Origin of the sequence: Actinospica acidithermotolerans, assembly GCF_018139625.1 — a bacterium.
Classification (GTDB): Bacteria; Actinomycetota; Actinomycetes; order Streptomycetales; family Catenulisporaceae; genus Actinospica; species Actinospica acidithermotolerans.
On sequence record NZ_JAGSOH010000082.1, the window covers coordinates 1 to 23,413 of the forward strand.

A 23,413-nucleotide genomic window follows, 5' to 3' on the forward strand; every position below is an offset into this window, starting at 1 on the left:
GGGCGGACGGCGGCAGGAGGGCGGCGGGGGACTCGTCGGTCAGCGACGCGACCACCTGGTCGAGCCACGCTGTGGCCGCGGTCTCGAAGTCGGGCTCGCAGTCGGTGCGGGGGGAGATCCGGGTGGCGCCCAGCTCTTCCAGGCGCCGGTCCAGCCTGCGGCCGTGGCCGCAGAAGTCGTTGTAGGAGGAGTCGCCGAACGCCAGGACCGAGTAGCGCAGCTTCTCCAGCCGGGCGTCGGTGCCGGCCAGGGCCTCCCAGAAGCCGCTGCCGTTGTCGGGCGCGTCGCCGTCACCGAAGGTGCTGGTGATCAGCAGGGTGTCGGCGTCGGCGGGGAGGGCGGCGGGGTCGATCTCGTCCATGCCGAGCACGGTCACGTCGTGGCCGGCGGCCTTCAGCCGCTGCGCGGCGATGGAGGCGAACTCCTCGGCGTTGCCGGTCTGGGAGGCCCAGAGCACTGTGATGCGGCGGCGCCCCGCGACCGAGGCTGAGCCCAAAGGCGCCGCCTGCGCGTACGCGACGACGGCGGCGGCGCGGGAGAAGCGGCCGGCCAGGAGCCCGTCGACCCACGCCTTGCGCTCGGGGTGCAGCGGCGCGGAGGCCGGGAGGACGGGAACTCCCGCCGGGTTCTCGCCGATGCCGGCCAGGAAGCCTGCGAGGTAGCGCCGTTCGTGTTCTTCGAACGCGGGCGGCCGGGGGTCGGCGATGCCGAGGGCGGCGGCGAGCGAGTCGTCGGGTGAGGCGGCGTTCGCCACGTCCACGACCCCCTCGCTCTTCGGTGCGGAGACGACCACCGGGATGGCGGACCTGGTCAGCGAGACCGCGCAGACCTTGAACTCCGGCTGGAAGGAGAGCGGGTCCACGGCGTCGCTGGTCACGGCGTTGACGCTGAGGTATTCGCCGAACAGATCGTTCCAGTGGAAGGGTGCGAAGGCGCAACCCCGCCGCACCCGATCCGTCAGAACCGCCGGGAGCACGGCGCGGCCGCGGCGCGAGGCGACCTCGACCGGGTCGCCGTCGGCGAGGCCGAGGCCGGCGGCGTCCTGGGGGTGGATCTCGATGAACGGGCCCGGGTTGAGCTTGTTGAGCTTCCCGACCTTGCCGGTCTTGGTGAGCGTGTGCCACTGGTGCTGGAGGCGGCCGGTGTTGAGGACGAACGGGTAGTCGTCGTCCGGCATCTCCCGCGCGGGCAGGTGCGGGCGGGGGAAGAAGACTCCGCGGCCGGACGGAGTCGGGAACCTCGGCCTTCCGTCGGCGTCGAGGTAGCGGATCGGGTTGCGGTCGGGGCCGCCGGGCGCCGCGGGCCACTGGACGGGGGTCTCGCGCAGCCGGTCGTACGAGGCGCCGGTCAGGTCGTAGCCGGTCTTCTCGTTACGTGCGCGCTTGATCTCCTCGAAGACTTCTTCGGCGCTCGCGTAGTCGAAGGCCTCCGCGTAGCCCATCGCCCGTGCGACCTTGGCGATGATCAGCCAGTCGGGCGTCGCGTCGCCGGGAGCGTCCACCGCGGGCCGGGCGAGTGTGAGGTTCCGTTCACTGTTGATCAACACGCCCTCGGCCTCGGTCCACAGCGCGCCGGGCAGGACCACGTCGGCGTATCCGTTGGTCTCGGTGTCGGCGAAGACGTCCTGCGTGACGACGAACTCCGCCGCCTCGAGGCCGGCGATCACCGTCTTGCGGTTCGCGACCGAAGCGACGGGGTTGGTGCAGATGATCCAGCAGGCCTTGATCGCCCCCGCCGCCATCTGCTCGAACATCTCGATCGTGCCCTTGCCGACGCCGTCCTCGCGCACCGTGCCGGCCGGCAGGTCCCAGAGCTCTTCGATGAACGCGCGGTCGTCCGCCGCCAGGACGCTGCGCTGGCCGGGCAGCCCGGGGCCCATGTAGCCCATCTCGCGGCCGCCCATCGCGTTCGGCTGGCCGGTCAGCGAGAACGGGCCGCTGCCCGGACGGCAGATCGCGCCCGTGGCCAGGTGCAGGTTGACCAGGGCGTTCGTGTTCCAGGTGCCGTGCGTGGACTGGTTGAGCCCCATCGTCCAGCAGGACATCCAGGCGCCGGCCTCGCCGATCCACCTCGCCGCCGTGCGGATGTCCTGCTCGGGGATGCCGGTGAGCTCGGCGACGGCGGCGGGCGGGTAGTCGGCCAGGAACTCCGGCATCGCCTCCCAGCCCTCCGTGTGCGCGGCGATGAAGTCCGGGTCGGTGTGGCCGTTCTCGACGAGCAGGTGCAGCAGGCCGTTCAGCAGCGCGAGGTCCGCACCAGGCTTGATCTGCAGGAACAGGTCGGCCTTCTCCGCCGTGGCGCTGCGCCGGGGGTCGACGACGATCAGCTTCGCGCCCGCCCTGACCCGCTCCATCATCCGCAGGAACAGGATCGGGTGGCACTCGGCCATGTTCGAGCCGGTGACCAGGAAGACGTCCGCCTTCTCGAAGTCCTCGTAGGAGCCGGGCGGCCCGTCCGCGCCGAGCGAGAGCTTGTAGCCGGTCCCGGCGCTGGCCATGCACAGCCGCGAGTTCGACTCGATCTGATTGGTCCGGATGTAGCCCTTGGCCAGCTTGTTCGCCAGGTACTGCGCCTCCAGGCTCATCTGGCCGGAGACGTAGAGCGCGAAGGAGTCGGGGCCGTGCTCGTCGATGATCGCGCGCAGCCTGGCGGCCGTCTGCGCGATCGCCGCGTCCAGGGCGACGGCCGAGGGCTCGGCGCCGCGGCCCGCGCGCACCAGCGCCGTCGTCAGCCGGCCCGGCGCGGCCAGCATCTCCGCCGTGGTCGCGCCCTTCGTGCAGAGTTTGCCGAAGTTCGCCGGGTGCGCCTTGTCGCCGGAGGCCTTGCGCACGCTCCGCTTCCCGTCGGGTCCCGTCTCGATGTCGAGCACGAGCCCGCAGCCGACCCCGCAGTACGAGCACACGGTCCGAACCTGAGTCACGTCGCTCCCTCTGTGTGAAGAGATCAACGTCGACCGTAAGAAACAGCCGTGACACCGAGGTCACGCGGGGCCGCACCGGATGTTTCGCCTCACGCACAACTCGGTGGCGGCCGCGGAGAGGATGCGCACGTCGGCGGCCCGGCGGATGTTGCGCGCCCCGCACACCTCCGCCGGCACCGCCGGTCCCGGACCCTCGCCGCCCGGCGCCGTGCCCTCCCGGCTGACCCGTTCGGACGCTCCCCGCGCGTGCGATTTGTCCGGAGATCGCGGGCCTGGGAGGATCACCGGCATGTCCAACGATCTGGAGCCTGAAGCGTCCGGCTGGGACGCGATCGACGCCGTCTTCGACGAGCTCTACGGCGGGATCGAACCCGTGCACGTCGGCTACATCCCTGGCCTCGCCGCCGGCAGCGGGCTGCAGGGCTGCTCGGCGTACCGGGCCGCCGACCACTGGCATTACGTCACCTACGGGCTGACCGAGCTGTGGGACAAGAGCGAGGAGGCGGACCCGGAGATCAGCGGCTGGGGCTACGAGTTCACCCTGCGCGCGCCGGCCGAGGCCGGCGAGGACAAGCCGCCGCAGTGGCCCTTCAACCTGCTGGAGCAGCTCGCGAAGACGACGAATCAGGGCGGGTCCGTCTACGAGGTCGGGCACCGCATCGACGTGCGCCGGCCGATCACCGGCGAGGACGGCACCGCCCTGACCGCCCTCGCGATCACCCGCGACACCGAGCTGCCCGAGCTGATCGACAGCCCGAACGGCGCGTTCGCGCTGCTTCAGGTCGTCGGCATCACGGCCGACGAGCTCGCGCGGATGAAGGACACCAGCACGGCCGCCGTCCTCGAGGACCTCGCCGAGGGCAACCCGCTGCTGATCACGGATCCGGCCCGGGCGAAGTAGCCCGGCCGGCGCCGCGGCGGCAGCACGGACCGGGGGTTCCTCCGACGACGCGGATGACGACGCGGTAGAGCGGCGTGTCGTCGCGGACGGGACCGGCGGCCGGCGCCGCGGCGGCGGAGCGGCTCGAGGTCGGACGAGCTTAGAACTCGAAGACGAGCCTCGCCGGGACGCGGCCGCCGACGACCTCGTCGAAGCACTCGTTGACCTGGTCGAGGCTGCGGGACTCGGCGATCACCTCGGTGCGTCCCGCGGCGTGCAGGGCGAAGACCTCGGCGAGGTCCTGGCGGGTGCCGACGATCGATCCGATGATCGACTTGCCGCTGATCACGGTGTCGAAGATCGGGACGCTCATCGTGCCGTCGGCGGGCAGCGCGACGCAGACCAGCCGCCCGCCGCGGCGCAGCGAGCCGTAGGCCTGCTCGAAGGCGCGCGGCGAGGTGGCGAGCGCGATGGCCACGTCGGCGCCGCCGAGCCGGCGGATCGCCTTGGCGGCGTCGCCCGCGCGGCCGTCGACGACCTCGTCCGCGCCGAGGCGGGCGGCGAGCTCGAGCTTCGAGTCCTCGATGTCCACCGCGATCACCCGGCCGCCGGCGATCTTGGCGTACTGCAGGGCGAGGTGGCCGAGGCCGCCGATGCCGAAGATCACGGCGGTCTCGGCCGGGCGCAGCCGGGAGACCTTCACCGCCTTGAACGTCGTCAGCCCGGCGCAGGTCAGCGGTGCGGCCTCGAACGGAGTGACCCCGTCCGGAACCGAGACGACGTACCGGTCGTCGGCCACCGCGTACTCGGCGTACGTGCCGTCGACCGAGAAGCCGCTGTTCTTCTGCTTCGTGCACAGCGTCTCCCAGCCGGAGAGGCAGTACGAGCAGGTCCCGCATGCCGAGCCGAGCCACGCGATGGCCACCCGCTCGCCGATCCGGTGCGCGTCGGCTCCCGGGCCGAGCGCCTCGACGATGCCGATGCCCTCGTGGCCGGGGATGTACGGCGTGCTCGGCTTCGCGGCCCAGTCGCCGTGCGCGGCGTGGATGTCCGTGTGGCACACCCCCGAGGTCTCCATCCGCACCAGCACCTGCCCGGGACCCGGCGTCGGCACCGGCATCTCGCGGACCTCCAGCTTCGCGCCCAGTTCGGGGACGACGACTGCTCGCATGGTGGTGGCGGTCACGGGGAGACTCCTTCGTCTGCGCGGGCTCACGTGGGCGGTGCGGGCCCGCAAGGACCCGCCCGCCATGTCCTTGCTCAGGCTCCCGTCCGCAGCGGCGCGTCGTCAACCGTCCCCGGCCGCTCCAGGCGGAGTGGGCGCGGTCGGCGCCGGGGCCATCAGGGCATTGCGCGCAGTGTGCGGCGGCTGCTATTACCATCGGCGTGATTTTCAAGCGTTCAGGCGGGCTGCGGCACAGCGAGCCGCGCCGCTCCGAGTCGGCCGCATCCGCCGTCCGGACGCGCGGCCGGGCCGCTCAAGCGCTGCGCCAGGCCGACACCGGCGGGGCGCTGGCGCTGCTCGACGGGCTCGTCGAGTACTGGCAGAAGGACGCTTTGACGGCGCGGAGCCTGGCCAGCGCCGAACTCGCCGAGGTGGAGACGCTGCGCGCGATCGCGCTGGACCGCGCGGAACGCTACGACGAGGTGCCCTCCGCCTGTGATCGAGCACTGCGGCTTTTCGGAGCCTGGGAGGCCAAGGCCCTCGACGCGCGGTCGCAGATCTCCCTGCTCCTCGGACTGCGGATCCAGGCGCTCGAAGCCGTGGACGCCGACGACGAACGGCGTGCCGAGGTCTTCGAGGAGTCGGTCGACATCCTGGCCGCCCTGCCGGGCGCTGCCCGGCGGACGGCGGTGTGGCTGATCTGGACCAGGAAACTCATCACGCTGCGATTCGACCGCGGCGAGACCGACGAGGCCTTTCGGCTCGTCCGGCAGCTCGTCGATCGCCTGCCGGGGATCGGCGGCCTGCCGAGAGCGGGATTCAAGGCCGTGCAGGAGGCCCTGGCATTCGTGCACGAACTGGCGCCGAGGGCGGCGCAGGCCGGGGACCCGCGGCTCGCGACCGAGCTCGTCGACCGATGCGTCGCGCTGTTCGAGAATGTCGGGGCCGACGACTTGAGCGAGCAGCAGGGTCTGGACGTCGCCAGGATCGCCGTGGCGGGCGGCTTGAAGTTCGACCGCCTCGGCCTCGCCGATCCCAGCACGACGCTCTACGCCTTCGCGGTCGACCGGTTCCGCGCGTTGGGCGACGTCAGCGGCCGCGACGCCAAGCTGCGTGCGGTCTTCGCGACAAGCCTCAACGGCTACGCTTGGCAGCTGGCGAAGCGCGGTGACTCCGAGGCCGGCCTCCCGGTCGCGCAGGAAGCCGTCGAATACGCCCGCGGCGCCGTCCAGGACGCTGCCGTGGCATCGAGCAGCAGCATGCCCGACATGCGTTTCACCCTAGCGGCAGCCCTCGACACCCTCGCCACGCTTCACGCCCAGCGCGGCGCCATGGACGTCGCCCGCGATCTCGCCGTCGAGGCACACGAACTGGCCGCGGAGCAGGGCGCGCACGCCGCGACGCTGAAGCTCATCACGATGATCGACGAGGGCGCCACCAGCGGTTTCGCCGACCGGGAGGCGTGAACCGGGGTCGCGTCCCGTTGCCTGGCCTCGCCGCCGTCCTCGCGGACGGTAGCCTGCCTGTCGTCGTTGCTGTCGGGCAGAGGGAATTCTCGGTGACTGACCAGTTCGAGACCGCGGCGATCCGCGAGCGTGTGCTGGGTTCGTGGACGGCGGCGCCGGTGCGCTTCCGGGAGGACGCGAACCTCGAGGAGGACCTGGTCCTCGGCGGCTACCGGGACCGGGTGCTCGTCGAGTTGGCGCAGAACGCGGCGGACGCGGCCGCGCGGGCCGGGGTTCCGGGGCGGCTGCGGTTCACGCTGGCGGCGGGCGCTGCCGGGGAGCCGGTGCTGCGCGCCGCGAACACCGGGGTCCCGCTGGACGCGGGCGGCGTTCTCGGGCTCTCCACCCTGCGTGCCTCAGCCAAACGCGATGAGGGCCATGGAGGGGAGCCCGGCGCGGCGGTGCCGGTCGGGCGGTTCGGCGTCGGGTTCGCGGCGGTGCTGGCCGTGAGCGACGCGCCCGCGGTGTTTTCGGGCGGCGGCGGCGTCCGTTTCTCGCTCACCGACGCGCGGGCCGACGTGAACCGGGCGGCCGAACAGAACCCCGAGCTGGCCGCCGAGGTGACGCGGCGCGGCGGGCGCGTTCCGGTGCTGCGGCTCCCGTACCCCGCCGAGGGAACGCCGCCGTGGGGATACGACACGGTGGTCGAGCTGCCGCTGCGTGACGAGGCCGCGGCGGTGCTCGTGCGCGGACTCCTGACAGGGCTCGATGACACGATACTGCTCGCCCTGCCGCAGCTTTCCGAGGTGGTCGTCGAGTTCGACGGCGATATCCGGACGCTGACCGCCGATCGCGGCGTGCGCGGCGAGTGCGTGGTGGCCGACGGGTCGCGCACGACGCGCTGGCGGCTGGCCGAGGCGCGCGGCGAACTCGCCCCGGCCCTGCTCGCAGACCGGCCGGTCGAGGAGCGCGACCGGCCCTGGTGGTCGCTGACGTGGGCCGTGCCGGTGGACGCGGACGGCGGCCCGCAGCGGCTGCGCACCGCACCCGTGCTGCACGCCCCGACGCCGACCGACGAGCCGCTGGGCCTGCCCGCGCTGCTGATCGCCTCGCTGCCGCTGGAGGTCACCCGCCGCCGGGTCGCCCCCGGCCCGCTTGCCGAGTACCTGCTCGATCGCGCCGCCCAAGCGTACGCGCAGCTGGTCACGGCTTGGCCGACCCGTACCCCGGCGCTGCTGCGGCTGGTGCCGGGACCGATGGGGGAGGGGGCGATCGACGGCGGCCTGCGCGGCCGGATCGCCGCCCTGCTGCCCGAGGCCGCGTTCCTGCCCGCCGCGAACGCGGATCCGGCGCCGCTGCGGCCGCGCGACGCGGTCGTGCTCGACCCCTGCGATGCCGCGCTCGTGGAGGCCGTGCGCGAGGCGCTGCCCGGCCTGCTGCCTGCCGGGTGGGAGCGGGACCAGGCAGCGGGTACCGCGCTCGGCATCCGCCGTCTCGGCCCGGTCGAGCTGGCCGAGACCCTCTCCAACCTGGATCGGGATCCGGCGTGGTGGGGTGCGCTCTACGCCGCCCTGTACGGCGTCTTCGGTCAGGACCCCGACACCGGCGAGACGCTGGCCGCCCTGCCGGTCCCGCTCGCCGACGGCCGGACCGTGCGCGGCGCCCGCGGCAGCCTGCTTCCGGTGGCCGAACTCGACGCGTCCGTGAGCGCCGCTCTCAGGCCGCTCGGGCTCCGGATCGTGCACCCGGGCACGCTTGCCCACGGCGGCAGCGGCGCGTCCTCGCTCCTCGAACGGCTCGGCGCCCGGCCCGCGTATCCGCGCGTGCTGCTCGAAGAGCCCTCGCTGCGTGCCGCGATCGCCGGCGCCCACGATCCGCTGTCGCACACGCACGATCTCGACGCCGCCGAGAGCCTCACCCCGGACCGGCTCGCCGGCGCCGTGCTCGGTCTGGTCCGCGCCGCCGATCCCGGCCCGCACGAACGCTTCGACCTCGGCGACCTGCAGCTGCCCGACGACCGCGGTGGCCACCTGCCGGCCCGCGAACTGCTGCTGCCCGGCTCGCCGCTCGCCGAAGTCGTCGACCCCGAGGCGTACGGCACCGTCGACGAGGACTTCGTACAGCGCTGGGGGGAGGCCACGCTGCGCGCGGTCGGCGTCCTCGATACGCTCACCGTCGTACGCGCGCAGAGCGTGCTGCTCGACATCGACACCCTGGACGACGACCTCGTCGACCTCGACGGCATCGCGGAGTGGATCGCGCACGCCAGGACCGCGATCGACGGCTCCGGCCACGACGCGTTCGCCCCCGTCGCCGACGAGTTCGCCGCCGTGCGCGATCTGGAGCTCGTCACCCGCTGGGATCGCGGACTCGACCTGATCGCCGAGACCCCGGCCCTGCGCGCCGCCGTCTCGCGGCCTGCCAGGGTGCTGTCGCAGGACGGTTCGTCGCTGGATCTGCCCTCGTACACGTCGTGGTGGCTCAGCCGGCATCCGGTGCTCGACGGCCGGCGGCCCGCCGACCTCGCGACGAGTGCCGCGCCCGGCGGGCTGCTCGCAGGCCTCTACGATCCGGCGCCCGAGCACGGCAAGGATCCCGGGTTCCTGCTCCGGCTCGGCGTGCGCACCACGCTCGCCGCGCTGCTCGCCGCGCCGGGCGGCCCGGACGAACTGCTCGACCGGCTCGCCGACCCCGCGCGCCCGGTCGGTCCGACCCAGCTCACCGCGCTCTACACCGCGCTGAGCGAGGTACCGGCCGACCGGGTGAACCCGCCGGGAGAGCTGCGTGCCTGGCAGGACGGCGAGCCCGTGGTCATCGACGCGGGCGAGGTGGTCGTGATCGACGCGCCCGACCTGATGCCGCTGCTCGACGGCCGCGCATACATCGTCGTTCCGGCGCACGCGGCCGCCCCGCTGGCCGACCTGCTCGACCTCGACCTCGTCTCCGAGGCGATTCCCGGCGCCGTCACCTCGGAGGGCCAGGAGCAGTCCGTGCCCGACGAGATCAGAGCGTTGCTGCCAGCATGCCCGGACACGTACATCGAGCACGACGAGCTGATCCTGGACGACGCCTTCGAGGTCGCCTGGCGCGTCATCGACGGAGTGCCGCACGCCTCGACGTTCGACGGCATGGCCCGCGCCCTGGCCTGGGTCTCCGGCCGCTGGGACCGCCGGCACCTCATCGCCGCGCTGCTCGCGGAACCGGAGCGCTCCGTCGAACTGACCGAGGAGACGTACTACGAGTAGGGCGCGTTACGAGTCAGACACTTTACGAGTAGGAAGCGCTGACGGAAGGGGCCTGGCCGCCGCGTGCGGCCGGGCCCCCGGTCATGCTCCGTCCGCTCACCCCAGCGGTTCGTGGTTCGCCCAGCCGACCTTGTACGGGTGCCGCGCCTGCCAGTGCTCGATGACCTCGCCGATCCCGGGCGCGGCGAAGGCCTTCCCCAGCGCCTCCGTGTCGGCGACGGCGATCTGCACGATCACGGTCGCGATCAGCGCCGGGATCTGCTCCTCGCCGGGGACGGCGATGTGCCGGCCCGCGGCGAAGGACCGGACGACGCCGCTCTCGACGATGACGCGTTCGAGATCCGCGAGGTATTGATCGAGCTCCGCATCCGGGACGGGCTGCTCGAAGGAGACAATCATCGTGTGGTTGATCATGCTGCAATTCTCGGCGCGGCAGGTCGCCGCTGTCCAAGACCCTTTCGATCATCGGCGATAACCTGGAGGCATGAATACGCTGGAAACGCGCGAGCTGGAGTACTTCCTCACGGTCGCGGACGAGCTGCACTTCGGCCGCGCCGCCGTGCGCCTCTCGATCGCCCAGCCCGCGCTGTCGAAGGCGATCCGGCGGATCGAGTCCCGGCTCGGCGTCGCGCTGTTCGTCCGCTCCAGCCGGCACGTCGAGCTCACTCCGGCCGGCGCGGCGTTGCGGGAGCACGGCAGGCACGCGCTCAACGCCGTCGGCGCCGCCGTCCGCCACGCACAGGAGGCCGGCGGGGCGGGGCAGGCCCGGCACCTGAGGCTCGTGCTCAAGCCGGGCGGCGACGGCGGCCTGCTGTCCGGCATCCTCGCCGCGTACGCCGAGCAACGCGACGCCCGGCACGTCGACATCCTCTTCAGCGGCCCCGCCGACCGAGCAGACTTCCTGCTCGACGGCCGGGCCGACGTCGGCCTGCTCTACGCGCCCTTCGATCCCCTCGACGGTCTCGCGCACGAGCGGCTGTACACCGAGGACCGTGTCGTCATCGTTCCGAGCGGTCACCGGCTGACCGGGCTCGCCTCCGTGCACATGGCCGACCTGGAGGGCGAGACGATGCCGGTCTGGAAGGGCACGTCCAAGGACGAAGGCGCGGGCACCGGCCCCGAGGTCGCCGACGTCGTCCAGATGCTGCACATGATCACGGCGAACCGGATGATCGGCGTGCTCCCGCGCTCGCTCGTCCCGCCGGTCGCGCCGGGAGTCGTCTGCCTCACCGTCAGCGACGCGCCGCCCAGCCACCTCGTGATCGCCTGGAACGAGCACGACCGCCGACCGCTCGTCGCGGCGTTCGTGGCGGCCGCCCTCACTGCGACACGTCCGTCCCCGGTGCCGTAGGACGGTCGGCGGTACCGAGCCAGGACCATGGTCCCTGCCGCGCCGAGCGCCTTCCACGCAGGATGAAGCTCATGACGACGACCCAGCTCCTCGAAGCCGAAGCCGAAGCCCACGTCCATGTCGACACTTTCGCCGACACGGACACGGGCGCCTACTCCCTCGCCGCGCCGGAGCCGGACCCGACCGCCGAGCTCGCCTCAGCGCCCTCGTTCGCCGAGCCGCCCGAGTTCGCCGAGCTGACGGCCCGTGACCTGATGCACCGGCCCGACTCACCCCGCCACGCCGTCATCACCGGCGTCGCGCTCTCGCCCTCCGACAGCATCCAGATCTGCGCCCAGCGGCTTGTCGACCGCGACCTCGACGCCCTCCCCGTGCTCGACGACGTCACCCGGCACATCCTCGGCGTCGTCAGCCTCCGGGACATCGCCCGCGCCGCCGTCGACGTGCCGCTGCCGTACCACGGCGTGCCCCGCACCGGCTCCGCCTGGCACCCCGAGCGCGACTGACCGACCGCGCGGACGGATGAATGCTTCTGGAGCAATGGGTGAACACCGGCCGCGCCGCCGTTTGAGATCTACAAGGCTGTAGTAGTGTCCCGGCTCGTGGATATCAGCTACCTGCAGGCTGTCGTCATCGGCCTTCTCCAAGGCGTCACCGAACTCTTCCCGATCTCCAGCCTCGGCCACTCGGTGCTGGTGCCGGCCTGGATCGGCGGGTCCTGGGAGCACCTGGTGACGGAGAACTCCGCGAAGGACTCCGGCGACTCGCCGTACCTCGCCTTCATCGTGGCGCTGCACGTGGCCACCGCGCTCGCGCTGCTCGCGTTCTTCTGGCGGGACTGGGTGCGCATCATCGGCGCCCTGTTCGATACTCTGCGCACGCGCAGGATCGCCACGTCGACGGAGCGCCTGGCGTGGCTGCTGGTGATCGCGACGATCCCCGTGGGCCTGACCGGCATCGCGCTCGAGCACACGTTCCGCACGCTGTTCGCCAAGCCCCTCGCCGCCTCGATCTTCCTCACCGTCAATGGTCTGATTCTGTTCGGGGCCGAGCGGCTGCGCAAGCGCGCGGAAGCCGTCCCCGTCGCGGCCGAGTCGGTTCCGGTCGAGCACACGCAGGAGCGTGAACTGGTCGGAGCCGTGTCCGGCGCGTCCGGGCTGCACGCCGAAGCCCCGTCCCCCGCGCTGCCCGGGGCCGCCGCGGCTTCCCCGCGCGCGGGATCCCGCCGCCTGGACGCCCTCGGCTACGGCGAGGCGGCTGTCATCGGCTTCTTCCAGACCTTCGCCCTGTTCGCCGGCATCAGCCGCTCCGGCGTCTCGATGGCCGCGGGGCTGCTGCGCGGCCTGAGCCATGAGGACGCCGCGAAGTTCTCGTTCCTGCTGGCCACGCCGGTGATCTTCGCCGCCGGCGTGCTCAAGCTGCCGAGCCTGGCCGGTCCCGCTGGCGCGCACATCCACGGCCAGGTCGTCACCGGATTCCTCGTCGCCGGCCTCGCCGCCTACCTCTCGGTCCGGTTCCTGACCAGGTACTTCACCACGCGCACGCTCACGCCGTTCGCCTACTACTGCCTGATCGCCGGCGGCATCAGCACTGTGTGGTTCGCAGCGAGCTGACCCGGCTGGTGTGGCTGCCCAGGCCCGAGCGCGTCGCGAGCAGCACGTACCTGTCCCCGGCGCCGATGTGGCGGCCGTGGTCGGGGCGCCAGAGGTAGTCGCGCGCGGCGGGTGAGCGCACCGCGATCACCCGGATCTCACCCGGGACGTCGATGTCGCGCAATGTCCGCCCGACCAGGTCCGAGCCCTCCTCGACGACGAACTCCGCGACGAGTACCACGTGCCGGTGGACCGAGAGCGTGCCCAGCACCTCGCGGCCCATCAGCGCGGCGGCGAACGCGGGGGCGGCGAGGTACGACACCGAGCGCGAGGCGGCGTTCGCGAAGGAGCGGTAGAGGTGCGCCGCGAAGTCGTCGTCGAACAGGCGCAGGACAATGCGCACGTCGGGCGCGATGGCCCGCGCCTCCAGGCACGCCTCGAGGTTGGCCGCGTCGTCGCCGGTCAGGGCGAGCACCGCGCGGCTGCGGTGCACGCGCGCCTGCCGCAGATGGTGTTCGAGCGGCGCCTCTCCGGTCAGGACCGGGATGTCGAGGGACTGGATCGCGAGGATGCCGCGCGCGTTGTCGTCCCGTTCGATGCAGACGACCGGGATGCCGAGGTCGTGGATCAGGGTCGCGACACGGGTGCCGACGTTGCCCAGGCCGATGACGACGATGTGGCTGCGGATGCCGCCGCTCGGCTGGCGCGGCGCCGCGCGGCGCCGGGAGGCGGTGTTCTCCACGAGGATCGCCGTCACGACGGCCATCAGCGGGACGCCGCTGAGCGTGACGGCGACCTGCGCGACGCGCTGCCACGCTCCGCCGACCCCGGCCGAGCTCGGCTGGCCGTAGACGTCCGGCACCGCGGAGCCGGCGAGGTCGAGCAGCGTCTCGTACACCGCCCACGCGAACGGCCGTGCCAGGGCCCAGATCAGCGCGAACGAGACGATGACCGTGATGACCGAGCCGAGCAGCACCAGCCGCAGCTGCACGCCGGTGAAGTACCGGATCATGTCGATCAGCCGCCACAGCACCCTGGACCGCCGCGTGAAGGTCGGGCTCGGCTCCTCGTCCACGAACCGCAGCACGGCCCGGCTGCCCGGCTCGACGACCTCCTGCCGCTCGGTCCGGCCGATCCAGACGGCGGCGGGTCCGGGGGAGTCCGGCAGCATCCGCATGCGCGTCAGGTCCTGCCGGTCGATGCGGTCGGCGATCGTGCACAGGAAGTCCTCGCGCTCGGGGCGCTCCTCGATCTCGAGGCTCACCGCCTGGTCGCCGACCCGGACCGAGTTGGGCCGGCGCAGCGCCGCGTTGACGAACGCGGGCGCGGCGGTGGCGGACCGGGAGAGCACCGAGCAGTTCTTCAGCAGCCGCTCGATGTGCCCGCCGAGCCGCTGGTTGTAGATCCGCAGCACGACGCGGATGTCCTCGTTCAGGGCCTGGACGCGCAGCGCGGTGTGGATGTTGCCCTGGTCGTCGCCGTCCACGAGCGCGATCCCGCGCGCCCTCGCCGCGTCGGCGGCGCTCAGCGCCTCCTCGGTGATCGTCGGCGAGACGACGACGCCGCCGTCCCCGAGGAGCTTTACGATCTGCGGCGCGTGGTCGGCATCGCGGCTCGGCACGATGGCGACCACCGGCACCTCGTACTGCTCGGCCAGCTCCACGACCAAGCGGTGCGCGAGTGTGTTGGCCCCGCAGACGATGTAATGGTCGCCACGCCGCCTCTCGGCAGATATACCGGAGCCCTCGTCGTCTCCAGGATGTGCGCCGCCCCCGCCAGGATTCGCCACGATCCTCGATCGTAGTGCAGCGATCGCGGCTGGGACGGAATCGACGTCGCCGAATCAGCCCTCGTTCCCCCGCGTATGTCCGAGCCGCGCGTATGTCCGAGCCGCGCGTATGTCCGAGCGACGCGTATGTCCGAGCCACGCGTATGTCCGAGCCGCGCCGGCGACGTCCTCGGTGGGGCTCCGACCCGTCAGTGCACCGAGACCTAATCCTTCTTCGCCGGCAACTACGCTGCTCCCGTGTCGTACTTCGTGGAATTCGTGCGCTACCGCTCGGATCTGACCGCCGCCGATCTCGTCGAGCTCCGCGCGGCGGCTCTCAGCGCGGTCAGGGCCGCCCACCCCGACCTGATCGACGCCCCCGTCCTGAGCCAGAACGAGTTCGGGACCTGGACGGACGTCTGGATCTACCGCACCCGCACCGCCGCCGACGCGGCCAACGCCGACGCCGCGAACATCCCCGAGTTCGCCGCGTTCGCCGACGCCCTGTCCGGCATCGAGATCACAACCGGCCGGATGCCCGAATCGGCGGCTTCGCCGTTCTCCGCCTGAGGCGACTCCGGGCCGCCTAGGCCGATGCCCGTGCCCGTCGCCGCAGGGCGGTCGGGGTTTCGCCGTATCGCCTCTTGTGGGCTCTGATGAAGTGGCTGCTGTCGTGGAAGTGCCAGCGGGCGGCGACCTCTGCGACGGTCCACGTGGTGGAGAGCAGGTCGGCTCGGGCGCGTTCGAGGCGCCGCTGCCGGACGTGCTCCATGATCGAGGTCTGCTGGTCGGCGAAGGCGCGGTGCAGGGTGCGGACGGACACGTGCAGGGCGTCGGCGATGGCGCGGGGGTCGAGGTCGGGGTCCGTCAGGCGGCTCTCGACGAGGTCGCGCGCCGCCTTCGCGAGCGTGGGGAACAGGTGTGGATCGTCGATGACCTGGTCGTCGAGCATGCCCTGGAGCAGTTCGACGGCGGCGTTGCGGGCCGCGTTGCGGGCCGCGTTGCCGAGTGGAGCCCCTTCGCCGACCTCCGTACAGGCGCGCAGATGGGCCAGCAGAAGGCGCGCGGCCGCGGTGTCCTGTTCGCCGGCCAGGATCGGGCCGTTGGAGGGGAAGCGGATGGTGCCGGCGGGCAGGGCGAGGGTGACCGCGTGCGTTCCCCGGCCGACCTCGAATTTCCAGGCCGCGCCGTTCCTGCGGGTGCACAGTTCGCCGGGGCGGGTGGTGACGGTCGCGCGCTCGGAGGCGTAGGTCATCCGGCCGGCGAAGTTGAAGTGGGCGATGACGTGGTCCGCGAGGTGGCCGTGCGCGGTCCCGGTGCTGCCGAGGAGGGCGTCGCTGTACTGGTTCTCGATGAAGACGTCGTGGAAGCTCAGTCTCTGAAGGCGCAGCCTGTAGTCACCCGTGCCGTGCGGCGGCAGTCTCAGCGGGGGCGTCGGCAGGAGGCTGCCCGCCTGGCGTCGCCACTGGCTGATGAGCAGTTCGTTCCGCCGCTCGTGCGCATAGGGCACGGTGATCTCGACCAAGGGCCGCTGAGCGGTGTCCCCGGAGTCCGTGCCGCCGCTTCGAACCACGAGCCCACGCTACCGCCAGCGTGCCGACTCGGTCGCGCAAGTCCCATTCCGGCGGCGCCCGCGTCCAATACCCCGGGGCGAGGTGATCACTATCGTCGTCGTGACGTCGACCACCCACATGATCCCGATCGAGAAAGACCTGGACTAGCGATGCGTGTTCTGTTCTTCGCCTGCCCCGGCTTCGGCCACGTCATTCCCCAGTTGCCGCTGACCCGGGCGATGCGCGAGCGGGGCGAGCAGGTGGCGTTCGTCGCCGCCGCGTCGCTCGGACCGCTGCTCGAGGCGGAGGGGATCGCGCTGCTGGCCGTGGGGCCCGAGGTCCCAGAGCTCGCGGTCGAGCTCAAGCGCACCACCGGCGTCGACATCCTCGCCGCCCCGCCGAGCATCGAGATCGAGGCGGAGATCTTCGCCGGAGCGCGCATCGACCTCGGCTACGAGGACTGCCTGGCAGCCGCGCGCGAGTTCGAGCCGGATCTGATCGTCGTGGACGCGATGGAGTACGTCGGCCGGCTTGTGGCCAGCGCATTGGAGGTTCCGTACGCGGTGATCGCGCTCGGCCCCGCCGTGCGTCCGGAGAGCCTGGCGGCCACCGAGGCCCGATCCGCGGCGAGCCACGCCGAGCGCGGTCTGACGCCGCACGAGGCCCGCTGGTATCTGGACACCTGCCCGGCCGCCCTGCAGTTCGACGACTTCCACGCCCCGGCCACGCGGCGGGCCCTGCGCCCGGAGGCCTACACCGGCGGCGGCGCCGTCCCCGCACCCGATCGGAGCCGGATCAGGCCGCGGGTGCTGGTGAACTTCGGCACGCTCTTCGTCATCCCCGAGCTCATCACCCCGATAGTCCAGGCGCTGCTGACCCGCGACTTCGATATCCGCGTCACCCTCGGCCCGATGCGTACCGCCGAGGAGTTCGACATCGACTCCGACCGGGTCGAATTCGTGGGCTTCACGCCGCTGGCCCGGCTGCTCGGCGACGTCGACGCCGTGGTGACGGTGGGCGGCGCGGGTACGATCCTCGGCGCGCTCGCCCACGGGCTTCCCCTGGTCCTGACTCCTCTTGCCGCCGACCAGCCCGTGCACGCCGGCCGTGCCGCGGCGGCGGGCGCCGGGATCGCCTTCCCGGTCGGCGAATTCAAGCCCGACGACGTCGCCGAGGCGATCGTGTCCGTCCTCGAGACGCCCGACTACAAGGAGGCCGCGCAATGTGTGGCCGCCGAAATCAGGGCCATGAAGTCTGCGACCGAGGTGGCCGCCGAACTGGCCGCCGCTATCGACTGACATGAATGGAGCAGACCATGAGCATGGCCTATCTCGCACAACCCGAGCAGCAGCAACAACTCGAATGGCTGGACGGCGGCACCCTCGCGATGCTGCTCGACGGCAAAGCCACTCAGGGGCAGCTGATGATCGGGCGCTTCGACGTCGCCGAGGGGGAGGCGCCGCCGTATCACGTGCACACCCGCGAGGACGAGGTGTTCCTGCTGATCAAGGGCACCGCGCTGGTCTGGTGCGACGATCGGGAGTACGAGCTGTCCGAGGGCGGCATCGTCTACCTGCCGCGCGAGATCCCGCACGGCTACCGGATCACGTCGAAGAGGGCCGACCTGCTGATGATCAACACCCCGGCCGGGATCGAGGGCATGTTCCGCGAGACCGGCCGCGACAAGGCCGCCCCGCGGCCGGACGGCTTCGAGATCGTCCCCAACCCCGCCATCGCGGAGAAATACGGCAACGTCATCGTCGGGCCACCGCGCTAAGCCGTCCGTGACCGCCGCCGCGCTAAGTCGTTCGTGACCGCCACCGCGCTAAGTCATCCGTGACCAGCGAGAACGCCCGAGCCATCCCCATCCACGGAAAGGCAGACGCCATGACGCGGCAGCAGCGCCAGGCCCTTGACGAACTCCTCCGGCACGGCCCGCTCGACGTCGGCGGCGACATAGCCGAGCAGCGCGCGATCTTCCACGAGATGATCGCTTCCATCCCGCTGCCTGACGACGTCTCAGCCAAGCAGGACGAATTGGGCGGCGTGCCCGTCGTGATCGTCGAGACCCCGAACCTCGATCCGTCGGCCGCGATCCTCTACTTCCACGGCGGCGCGTACGCCCTCGGATCCGCGCCCGATTCCGTCGGCCTGGCCGCGGACGTCGCCCGCCGCGTCGGAGCACGTGCCATATCCGTCGACTACCGTCTCGCCCCCGAGCACCCGTTCCCCGCGGCCGTGGACGACGCCGTCGCCGCCTACCGCGCGCTGCTCGGCCGAGGCGTGCCCGCCTCACGCATCGCCTTCGTCGGCGAGTCCGCGGGCGGCGGCCTCGCCGTGGCAGCCCTCGTCGCCCTCAAGGACGCCGGGCTGCCGCAACCCGCCTCGGCCGCGGTCTTCTCCCCGTGGGCCGACCTGACCGTCTCGGGAGCCAGCGCCACCGGCAAGGCCGCCCTCGACCCGGCGCTCACCCCCGAAGCCCTGCGCACCCGGGCACGCGACTACCTCGGCGACCGCGACCCCGCCACCCCGCTGGCCAGCCCGATCCTCGCCGACCTCACCGGACTGCCGCCGCTGCTGATCCAGGTCGGCTCCCACGAGATCCTGCTCGACGACGCCGTCCGCCTCGCCGCCCACGCCGCGTGGCACGACGTCGCCGTCGAGCTGCAGGTCTGGCCCGGCGTCCCGCACGTCTTCCAGTCCTTCGCCGCCCTCCTCGACGACGCCGACCACGCACTGACCGCCGCAGCGGCGTTCATCCAGCGCGGTTTGGTGGCCGATGGCCCGGAAACAGAAGAGGCCACCGAGGAATCGGCGGCCTGACCTGCATTGAATCGAGTGGACGATACTGGGATTGAACCAGTGACCTCTTCCGTGTCAGGGAAGCGCTCTCCCGCTGAGCTAATCGTCCGGGACGAGGCCTTACCGTACACAGCGCCCCTACCGAGACTTCCGGTGTGGGCGCTGCATTCGTTCGGTACCTCTCGAGCGGACGACGGGATTTGAACCCGCGACCCTCACCTTGGCAAGGTGATGCTCTACCACTGAGCCACGTCCGCGTGTTGCTCGGGATCTTCGCTTGCGCTCCGCTCCCTGGCGACGAGTAGAACCATACCGGATTCGGGGGGTCGATTGCACATCGGGAGTTCACCGCTGCTTTCTGCGAGTCGGCTGGGCCGGATGAGTGAATGGACGACGGGTGCCCGGGTGCGGCTCGGCCGAACGGCCCAACAGTGCGCCTACGCTGCATGGACATGACCAGCGTGACTTCTCCTCAGCAGACCGACCGGCGCGGCTCGGACGAGATTCCGCACCCGCGGCGCGGCCAGGGCGTGCGACTGCTGGTGCTCGGCGCCGACCCGGACGCCCAGGAACTGCGCGACCAGGCGGTGGCCGCCGGGTACGAGCTCGCCCAGCGCTACTCGGCGCGCGTCTCGCACGTGGCCTACGGCCACGGGATCGATCCGCGCGACACCCGGTACACCAAGATCCGCGACGCGGGCCTCGTGCTGCTTCCGCTGCAGAAATGCGCGGAGGAGCTCGGACTGGCCGCGGACGAGACGGATACGGCGGATGCGACGCATACGGCGGATACGACGGATGCGGCGGATGCGGCCGAGACTGGGGACGGCGAGGCCGACGCCGTCGCCACCGCGGCCGCCGTGGACGCGGCAGAGACGATGGACGCGGCAGAGACGATGGACGCGGCAGAGACGATGGACGCGGCCGACGCGGCTGGCGAGGCTGGCGCGGTGGAGGTGATCGAGGAGCCGGACTCGGTCGACGTCCGGACCACGGGACCGGAGCCCGACGTCGCGGTCGACGTCGCCAATGAGCCCCCTGTCGAGATCGCGGTCGAGACTGCCGACAAGCCTGCGGTCGAGATCGCCGAGGGGCCTGCGCAGGACGTAACTGCGCAGGGCGTAGTCGAGGAAGCCGCGGGGGACGACGCCGCCGAGGACGGCGGGATCCCGGAGACAGACGATCGCGAGCCCTGGATCGCGGTCGATCAGGAGGGCCCGGCGGATGTGGCCGATGTGGCGGACTTCGCGCCGCTGGAGTTCCCGCCGCTCCACCCGGTCTCCCTGGACACGGACCTCGCCGGCGTCACGGCCGAGGCCGAGGACGCGGCCGAAATCGAAGCCGAGCCGGTGCCCTTCGCGGAGTTCTCGGCGAACGGTCTCGTTCCCGGATTCGGCGACGCCTCGCTCGACCTGCCTTTCGCGGCCGCGGTCATCGGCGTCGATCCGTGGACGGGCGTCGAACTGGCCGTCGAGTCCGAAACCGAGGCCGAGGACGAACTAGACACCGAGATCGACACTGAGACCGGCACCGAGATCGACGACAAGGTCGAGGCCGAGGTCGAGGCTGAGGTTGACCACATCGAGGCCGACATCCCCTTCGTCGATATGCACCGGGCGCCGAATGCCGGCGGTCCCGTCGCGGACTCCGTCGCCGAGACCTCCGTCAGGGGCTCCGTCGCCGAGACCACCGTCCCCGAAACCCACGTCGCCAACTCCGTCCCCGAAACCACCGCCACCGACTCCGTCCAGAAAGCCCCCGTCGCCCCCGCGGCCTCGACCGTCCCCACTCACCACGTCCCCCAGCATGCCGCCGGCCACTTCGCGCACCACGCCGCCAATCGCTCCGCCAATCGCTCCGCCAATCGCTCCGCCAACCGCTCCGCGCGGCACGTCCTGGGCTCGATCGTCTGGGCCCTGATCCCATTCGTGACCTTCGGCCTGCTCACGCCCTTCACCTTCGGGTACGCCGCGTACCGGCTGCGCTCGCGGGCGCTTGTGCTGAGCGCGGTCGGGTACACGGCGGCCGTCGTGGCGTTGTTCGTGCTCTCGGCGGCGCGTCCGCACTCGGTGACGCCGACGGACGCGTCGGGGGCGCTGCTGACGCTGTCGCTCGCGGCGACGTGGATCGGCGGCACGCTGCACGCGTTCAAGCTGCGCACGCGGGTCTTCGCACGCACTCGCTGAGTGCCCAGGCGCACCCCTGTGCGGCTCCGTGCGCGCTACCCAGACCCCTGATCGGGTGCCACGATGGACGCATGGAGGCACTCGGCACGGCCACGTCTTCAGTCAATATGCTGACGCTTCAGATCCTCCCCGCCGGATCCGAGCGCTACTTCGACGGCAGCAGGCCGGTGACCATCGGGCGGGACAGCGCCGCCGACGTGGTGGTGCTGGACACGGCCACCTCCCGGCAGCACGCGGTGCTGCGCCGGGAGGGGGCGGAGGGCGGCTGGGTCTTCGAGGACCGCGGCTCGTCCAACGGCACGTTCCTGGACGGGCAGCGGGTGACCCGGCTGCCGGTGGACCGGCCCATGATCCTCGCGCTCGGCGCGGACAACGGCGGCTGCCGGATACGGCTCGTGCCGCCCGCCCCGCACGGCGAGACCGACCCGCACACCCCGACCGTGCCCGTGTTCGCGGCCGGCGGGTCCGCGCCGGGGCAGTTCACCGGCACCTACCGCACCTCCAGCCGGGTCCGCATCGGGCGCGCGCTGGACAACGACATCGTCGTCGACGACCTGCTCGTCTCCCGCCACCACGCCGAGCTGCGCAGCGCGCACGACGGCGCCTTCGAACTCGTCGACCTGGGCAGCCACAACGGCACGTACGCGGACGGCCGCCGGGTCACCGGCCGGGTGAAGCTGCGCGACGGGGCGCTCGTCTCGGTCGGGCACACGATGCTGCGGCTCCAGCACGGCACCCTCGAAGAGTTCGTGGACGTCGGCGAGGCCAGCTTCTGCGCCCTCGGCCTGACCGTCACCGCGAACCGCCGCGTGCTGCTCGACGAGGTCAGCTTCGCGCTCGAGGGCGGCCAGTTCCTCGCCGTGCTCGGGCCGACCGGCGCGGGGAAGTCGACGCTGCTCAAGGCGCTGACCGGCGCGCGTCCGGCGGATCGCGGATCAGTGCTCTACAACGGCCGCGACGTGTACGCGTCGTACGCCGAGCTGCGCAACCGCATCGGCTACGTGCCGCAGGACGACATCCTGCATCCCGAACTCACCGTCAAGGCCGCGCTGGACTACGCGGCCCGCCTGCGCTTCCCGCCCGACGTGCCGTCCGCCGAACGCTCCGCGCGCGTCGTCGAGGTGATGACCGAGCTCGGTCTCGAGCACCGCGCCGACGTGCGGGTCGGCAAGCTGTCCGGCGGTCAGCGCAAGCGGACCTCCGTGGCCATCGAGCTGCTGACCCGCCCCTCCCTGCTGATCCTCGACGAGCCGACCTCCGGCCTCGATCCCGGCTACGAGAAGAGCGTGATGGAGCTGCTGCGCGACCTCGCGGGCAGCGGACGCACCGTCCTCACCGTCACGCACTCGATCCAGAGCCTCGACCTGTGCGACCGGATACTCTTCCTCGCGCCCGGCGGCCAGACCGCGTACTTCGGCCCTCCCTCGCGCACCCTCGACTACTTCCGGCAGCCCGGCTACCCCGAGGTCTTCCAGCACCTCGACCGCTCCGTGCCGGGCGAGGCGAAGAACGCCTTCGTGGCCTCCGACGTGCGCCGCGAGTACGTCGCCGAGCCTCTCGCCGCGCAACGCGACCGCGCGAACCTGGCCGCCGCCCATCCGGACGCCCCGCGCCGCAACCCGCACGTCTGGCGCCAGCTCAGCACGCTGATGCGCCGCTACCTCGCCCTGATCAGCGCGGACAAGCGGAACACGCTGATGCTGTTCGCGCAGGCACCGGTGCTCGGACTGCTGATGCTCGCCGCTTTCGGCAAGGACAACCTCGTCGCGGGCACGGCCGGGGCCGCGGGGAACTCGACCACCGTCCTGCTGGCCCTCACCCTCGCCGCCAGCTATCTCGGCGCGGCGAACTCGATCCGCGAGATCGTCAAGGAACGCCCGATCCTCACCCGGGAACGCTCGGTCGGCCAATCCGCCTTCGCGTACGTCCTGAGCAAGGCGCTGATCCTCGGCGTGATCACGATCGTCGAGTCCTTCGTGCTCACCTACCTCGCGCTGCTGCGCCAGGGCGGCCCGAAGCACGGCGCCGTCTTCCTCGACTACCGGCTGGAGATCGCGATCGCCGTCTCGCTCGCCGGGCTCAGCGCGATGGCCCTCGGCCTGCTCGTCTCCGCGCTCTCCAGCAACGCCGACAAGGTCATGACGATCCTGCCGGTGATCCTTTTCGCGCAGTTCGTGCTGAGCGGATCGGCGTTCCCGGTCCGCGGCACGGCCGGCCTCGACCAGATCTCGTACCTCTCCAGCGCCCGCTGGGGCTACTCGGCCGCCGCGTCCACCGTGAACCTGGACAAGCTGCTCGGCGACGGCTGCAACCACCAGGCGTCGCCCCAGGGCGCCGTCATGCTCTCGCAGTGCGATCCCGCCCACGCGCCCACCAAGGCCGCCTGGGCCCAGGACGTCGCGCTCCTCGGCGGCCTGACCGTGCTGGAGCTGGCCGGCGCCGGACTGGCCGTGCGGCCGATCGGGCGCCCCAGACGCAGATGATCCCCTGCGGCCGATGCCGGAGC

General features: G+C 71.9%; 17 protein-coding genes and 2 tRNA genes. 12 read left to right on the plus strand and 7 right to left on the minus strand.

Annotation, left to right across the window (positions count from 1 at the left end; translation table 11 throughout):
- On the minus strand, positions 1–2,920 hold a 2,920-nt coding region (locus KDK95_RS23630; RefSeq protein ID WP_307844594.1), incomplete at its 3' end, for a bifunctional nitrate reductase/sulfite reductase flavoprotein subunit alpha.
- A gap of 289 nt (positions 2,921–3,209) precedes the next feature.
- On the opposite strand from KDK95_RS23630, the gene KDK95_RS23635 reads away from it, so the two are divergent.
- A complete protein-coding gene (locus KDK95_RS23635) occupies positions 3,210–3,821 on the plus strand; it encodes a suppressor of fused domain protein (protein WP_212520458.1) in 612 nt (203 codons plus the stop codon).
- 139 nt (positions 3,822–3,960) lie between these two features.
- On the opposite strand, the gene KDK95_RS23640 is transcribed toward KDK95_RS23635, so the two are convergent.
- On the minus strand, positions 3,961–4,971 hold the full coding sequence (locus KDK95_RS23640) for a zinc-dependent alcohol dehydrogenase (protein ID WP_372463377.1): 1,011 nt from the start codon (positions 4,969–4,971) through the stop codon (positions 3,961–3,963).
- 215 nt (positions 4,972–5,186) lie between these two features.
- Between KDK95_RS23640 and KDK95_RS23645 the strand changes: the two genes are divergently transcribed.
- Positions 5,187–6,431: a hypothetical protein gene (locus tag KDK95_RS23645; RefSeq protein WP_212520460.1), complete on the plus strand. Its 1,245-nt coding sequence runs from the start codon at positions 5,187–5,189 to the stop codon at positions 6,429–6,431.
- A 92-nt stretch (positions 6,432–6,523) separates the two neighbouring features.
- Positions 6,524–9,655 (plus strand): sacsin N-terminal ATP-binding-like domain-containing protein, encoded by a 3,132-nt coding sequence (locus tag KDK95_RS23650; RefSeq protein ID WP_212520461.1) that lies wholly within the window; start codon positions 6,524–6,526, stop codon positions 9,653–9,655.
- A 96-nt stretch (positions 9,656–9,751) separates the two neighbouring features.
- Here the strand turns inward: KDK95_RS23650 and KDK95_RS23655 are convergent, their stop codons facing one another.
- A complete protein-coding gene (locus KDK95_RS23655) occupies positions 9,752–10,069 on the minus strand; it encodes a hypothetical protein (RefSeq protein ID WP_212520462.1) in 318 nt (105 codons plus the stop codon).
- A gap of 70 nt (positions 10,070–10,139) precedes the next feature.
- Between KDK95_RS23655 and KDK95_RS23660 the strand changes: the two genes are divergently transcribed.
- From KDK95_RS23660 to KDK95_RS23670, 3 genes are all read left to right on the plus strand, one after another.
- On the plus strand, positions 10,140–11,006 hold the full coding sequence (locus KDK95_RS23660) for a LysR family transcriptional regulator (RefSeq protein ID WP_212520463.1): 867 nt from the start codon (positions 10,140–10,142) through the stop codon (positions 11,004–11,006).
- 71 nt (positions 11,007–11,077) lie between these two features.
- Entirely contained in the window at positions 11,078–11,512 is a 435-nt protein-coding gene (locus tag KDK95_RS23665; RefSeq protein WP_212520464.1) for a CBS domain-containing protein, read from the plus strand.
- A gap of 102 nt (positions 11,513–11,614) precedes the next feature.
- Entirely contained in the window at positions 11,615–12,619 is a 1,005-nt protein-coding gene (locus tag KDK95_RS23670) for an undecaprenyl-diphosphate phosphatase (RefSeq protein WP_372463379.1), read from the plus strand.
- Here KDK95_RS23670 and KDK95_RS37115 read toward each other — a convergent pair.
- Positions 12,591–14,387: a potassium channel family protein gene (locus KDK95_RS37115; RefSeq protein ID WP_307844598.1), complete on the minus strand. Its 1,797-nt coding sequence runs from the start codon at positions 14,385–14,387 to the stop codon at positions 12,591–12,593. The genes KDK95_RS23670 and KDK95_RS37115 overlap by 29 nt on opposite strands.
- Positions 14,388–14,624: 237 nt before the next feature.
- Here KDK95_RS37115 and KDK95_RS23680 point away from each other — a divergent pair, with 237 nt between their 5' ends.
- A complete protein-coding gene (locus KDK95_RS23680; protein ID WP_212520467.1) occupies positions 14,625–14,936 on the plus strand; it encodes a hypothetical protein in 312 nt (103 codons plus the stop codon).
- A gap of 16 nt (positions 14,937–14,952) precedes the next feature.
- Here the strand turns inward: KDK95_RS23680 and KDK95_RS23685 are convergent, their stop codons facing one another.
- Entirely contained in the window at positions 14,953–15,939 is a 987-nt protein-coding gene (locus tag KDK95_RS23685; RefSeq protein WP_212520468.1) for a helix-turn-helix transcriptional regulator, read from the minus strand.
- A gap of 150 nt (positions 15,940–16,089) precedes the next feature.
- Between KDK95_RS23685 and KDK95_RS23690 the strand changes: the two genes are divergently transcribed.
- From KDK95_RS23690 to KDK95_RS23700, 3 genes are all read left to right on the plus strand, one after another.
- A complete protein-coding gene (locus KDK95_RS23690) occupies positions 16,090–17,217 on the plus strand; it encodes a glycosyltransferase (protein ID WP_212520469.1) in 1,128 nt (375 codons plus the stop codon).
- A 17-nt stretch (positions 17,218–17,234) separates the two neighbouring features.
- Positions 17,235–17,696: a cupin domain-containing protein gene (locus tag KDK95_RS23695; protein WP_212520470.1), complete on the plus strand. Its 462-nt coding sequence runs from the start codon at positions 17,235–17,237 to the stop codon at positions 17,694–17,696.
- A gap of 110 nt (positions 17,697–17,806) precedes the next feature.
- On the plus strand, positions 17,807–18,742 hold the full coding sequence (locus KDK95_RS23700) for an alpha/beta hydrolase (RefSeq protein WP_212520471.1): 936 nt from the start codon (positions 17,807–17,809) through the stop codon (positions 18,740–18,742).
- 16 nt (positions 18,743–18,758) lie between these two features.
- On the opposite strand, the gene KDK95_RS23705 is transcribed toward KDK95_RS23700, so the two are convergent.
- Both KDK95_RS23705 and KDK95_RS23710 read right to left on the minus strand, forming a co-directional pair.
- Positions 18,759–18,830 (minus strand) — tRNA-Val (locus KDK95_RS23705).
- 76 nt (positions 18,831–18,906) lie between these two features.
- Positions 18,907–18,978: transfer RNA gene (locus tag KDK95_RS23710), tRNA-Gly, on the minus strand.
- Positions 18,979–19,173: 195 nt separating this feature from the next.
- Between KDK95_RS23710 and KDK95_RS23715 the strand changes: the two genes are divergently transcribed.
- Positions 19,174–20,907 carry a hypothetical protein gene (locus tag KDK95_RS23715; protein WP_212520472.1) on the plus strand — a complete coding sequence of 578 codons (1,734 nt, stop codon included), beginning with the start codon at positions 19,174–19,176 and terminating at the stop codon, positions 20,905–20,907.
- Positions 20,908–20,978: 71 nt separating this feature from the next.
- Complete coding sequence (locus KDK95_RS23720; RefSeq protein ID WP_212520473.1) at positions 20,979–23,390, plus strand: FHA domain-containing protein; 2,412 nt, start codon at positions 20,979–20,981, stop codon at positions 23,388–23,390.
- Positions 23,391–23,413: the final 23 nt, after the last annotated feature.

Bases quoted from the DNA above. Each gene is read 5' to 3' on its own strand.
- KDK95_RS23635 (WP_212520458.1), top strand. From the start codon at position 3,210: ATGTCCAACGATCTGGAGCCTGAAGCGTCCGGCTGGGACGCGATCGAC.
- KDK95_RS23640 (WP_372463377.1), bottom strand. From the start codon at position 4,971: ATGCGAGCAGTCGTCGTCCCCGAACTGGGCGCGAAGCTGGAGGTCCGC.
- KDK95_RS23655 (WP_212520462.1), bottom strand. From the start codon at position 10,069: ATGATCAACCACACGATGATTGTCTCCTTCGAGCAGCCCGTCCCGGAT.
- KDK95_RS23660 (WP_212520463.1), top strand. From the start codon at position 10,140: ATGAATACGCTGGAAACGCGCGAGCTGGAGTACTTCCTCACGGTCGCG.
- KDK95_RS23665 (WP_212520464.1), top strand. From the start codon at position 11,078: ATGACGACGACCCAGCTCCTCGAAGCCGAAGCCGAAGCCCACGTCCAT.
- KDK95_RS23690 (WP_212520469.1), top strand. From the start codon at position 16,090: ATGCGTGTTCTGTTCTTCGCCTGCCCCGGCTTCGGCCACGTCATTCCC.
- KDK95_RS23695 (WP_212520470.1), top strand. From the start codon at position 17,235: ATGAGCATGGCCTATCTCGCACAACCCGAGCAGCAGCAACAACTCGAA.
- KDK95_RS23700 (WP_212520471.1), top strand. From the start codon at position 17,807: ATGACGCGGCAGCAGCGCCAGGCCCTTGACGAACTCCTCCGGCACGGC.
- KDK95_RS23715 (WP_212520472.1), top strand. From the start codon at position 19,174: ATGACCAGCGTGACTTCTCCTCAGCAGACCGACCGGCGCGGCTCGGAC.
- KDK95_RS23720 (WP_212520473.1), top strand. From the start codon at position 20,979: ATGGAGGCACTCGGCACGGCCACGTCTTCAGTCAATATGCTGACGCTT.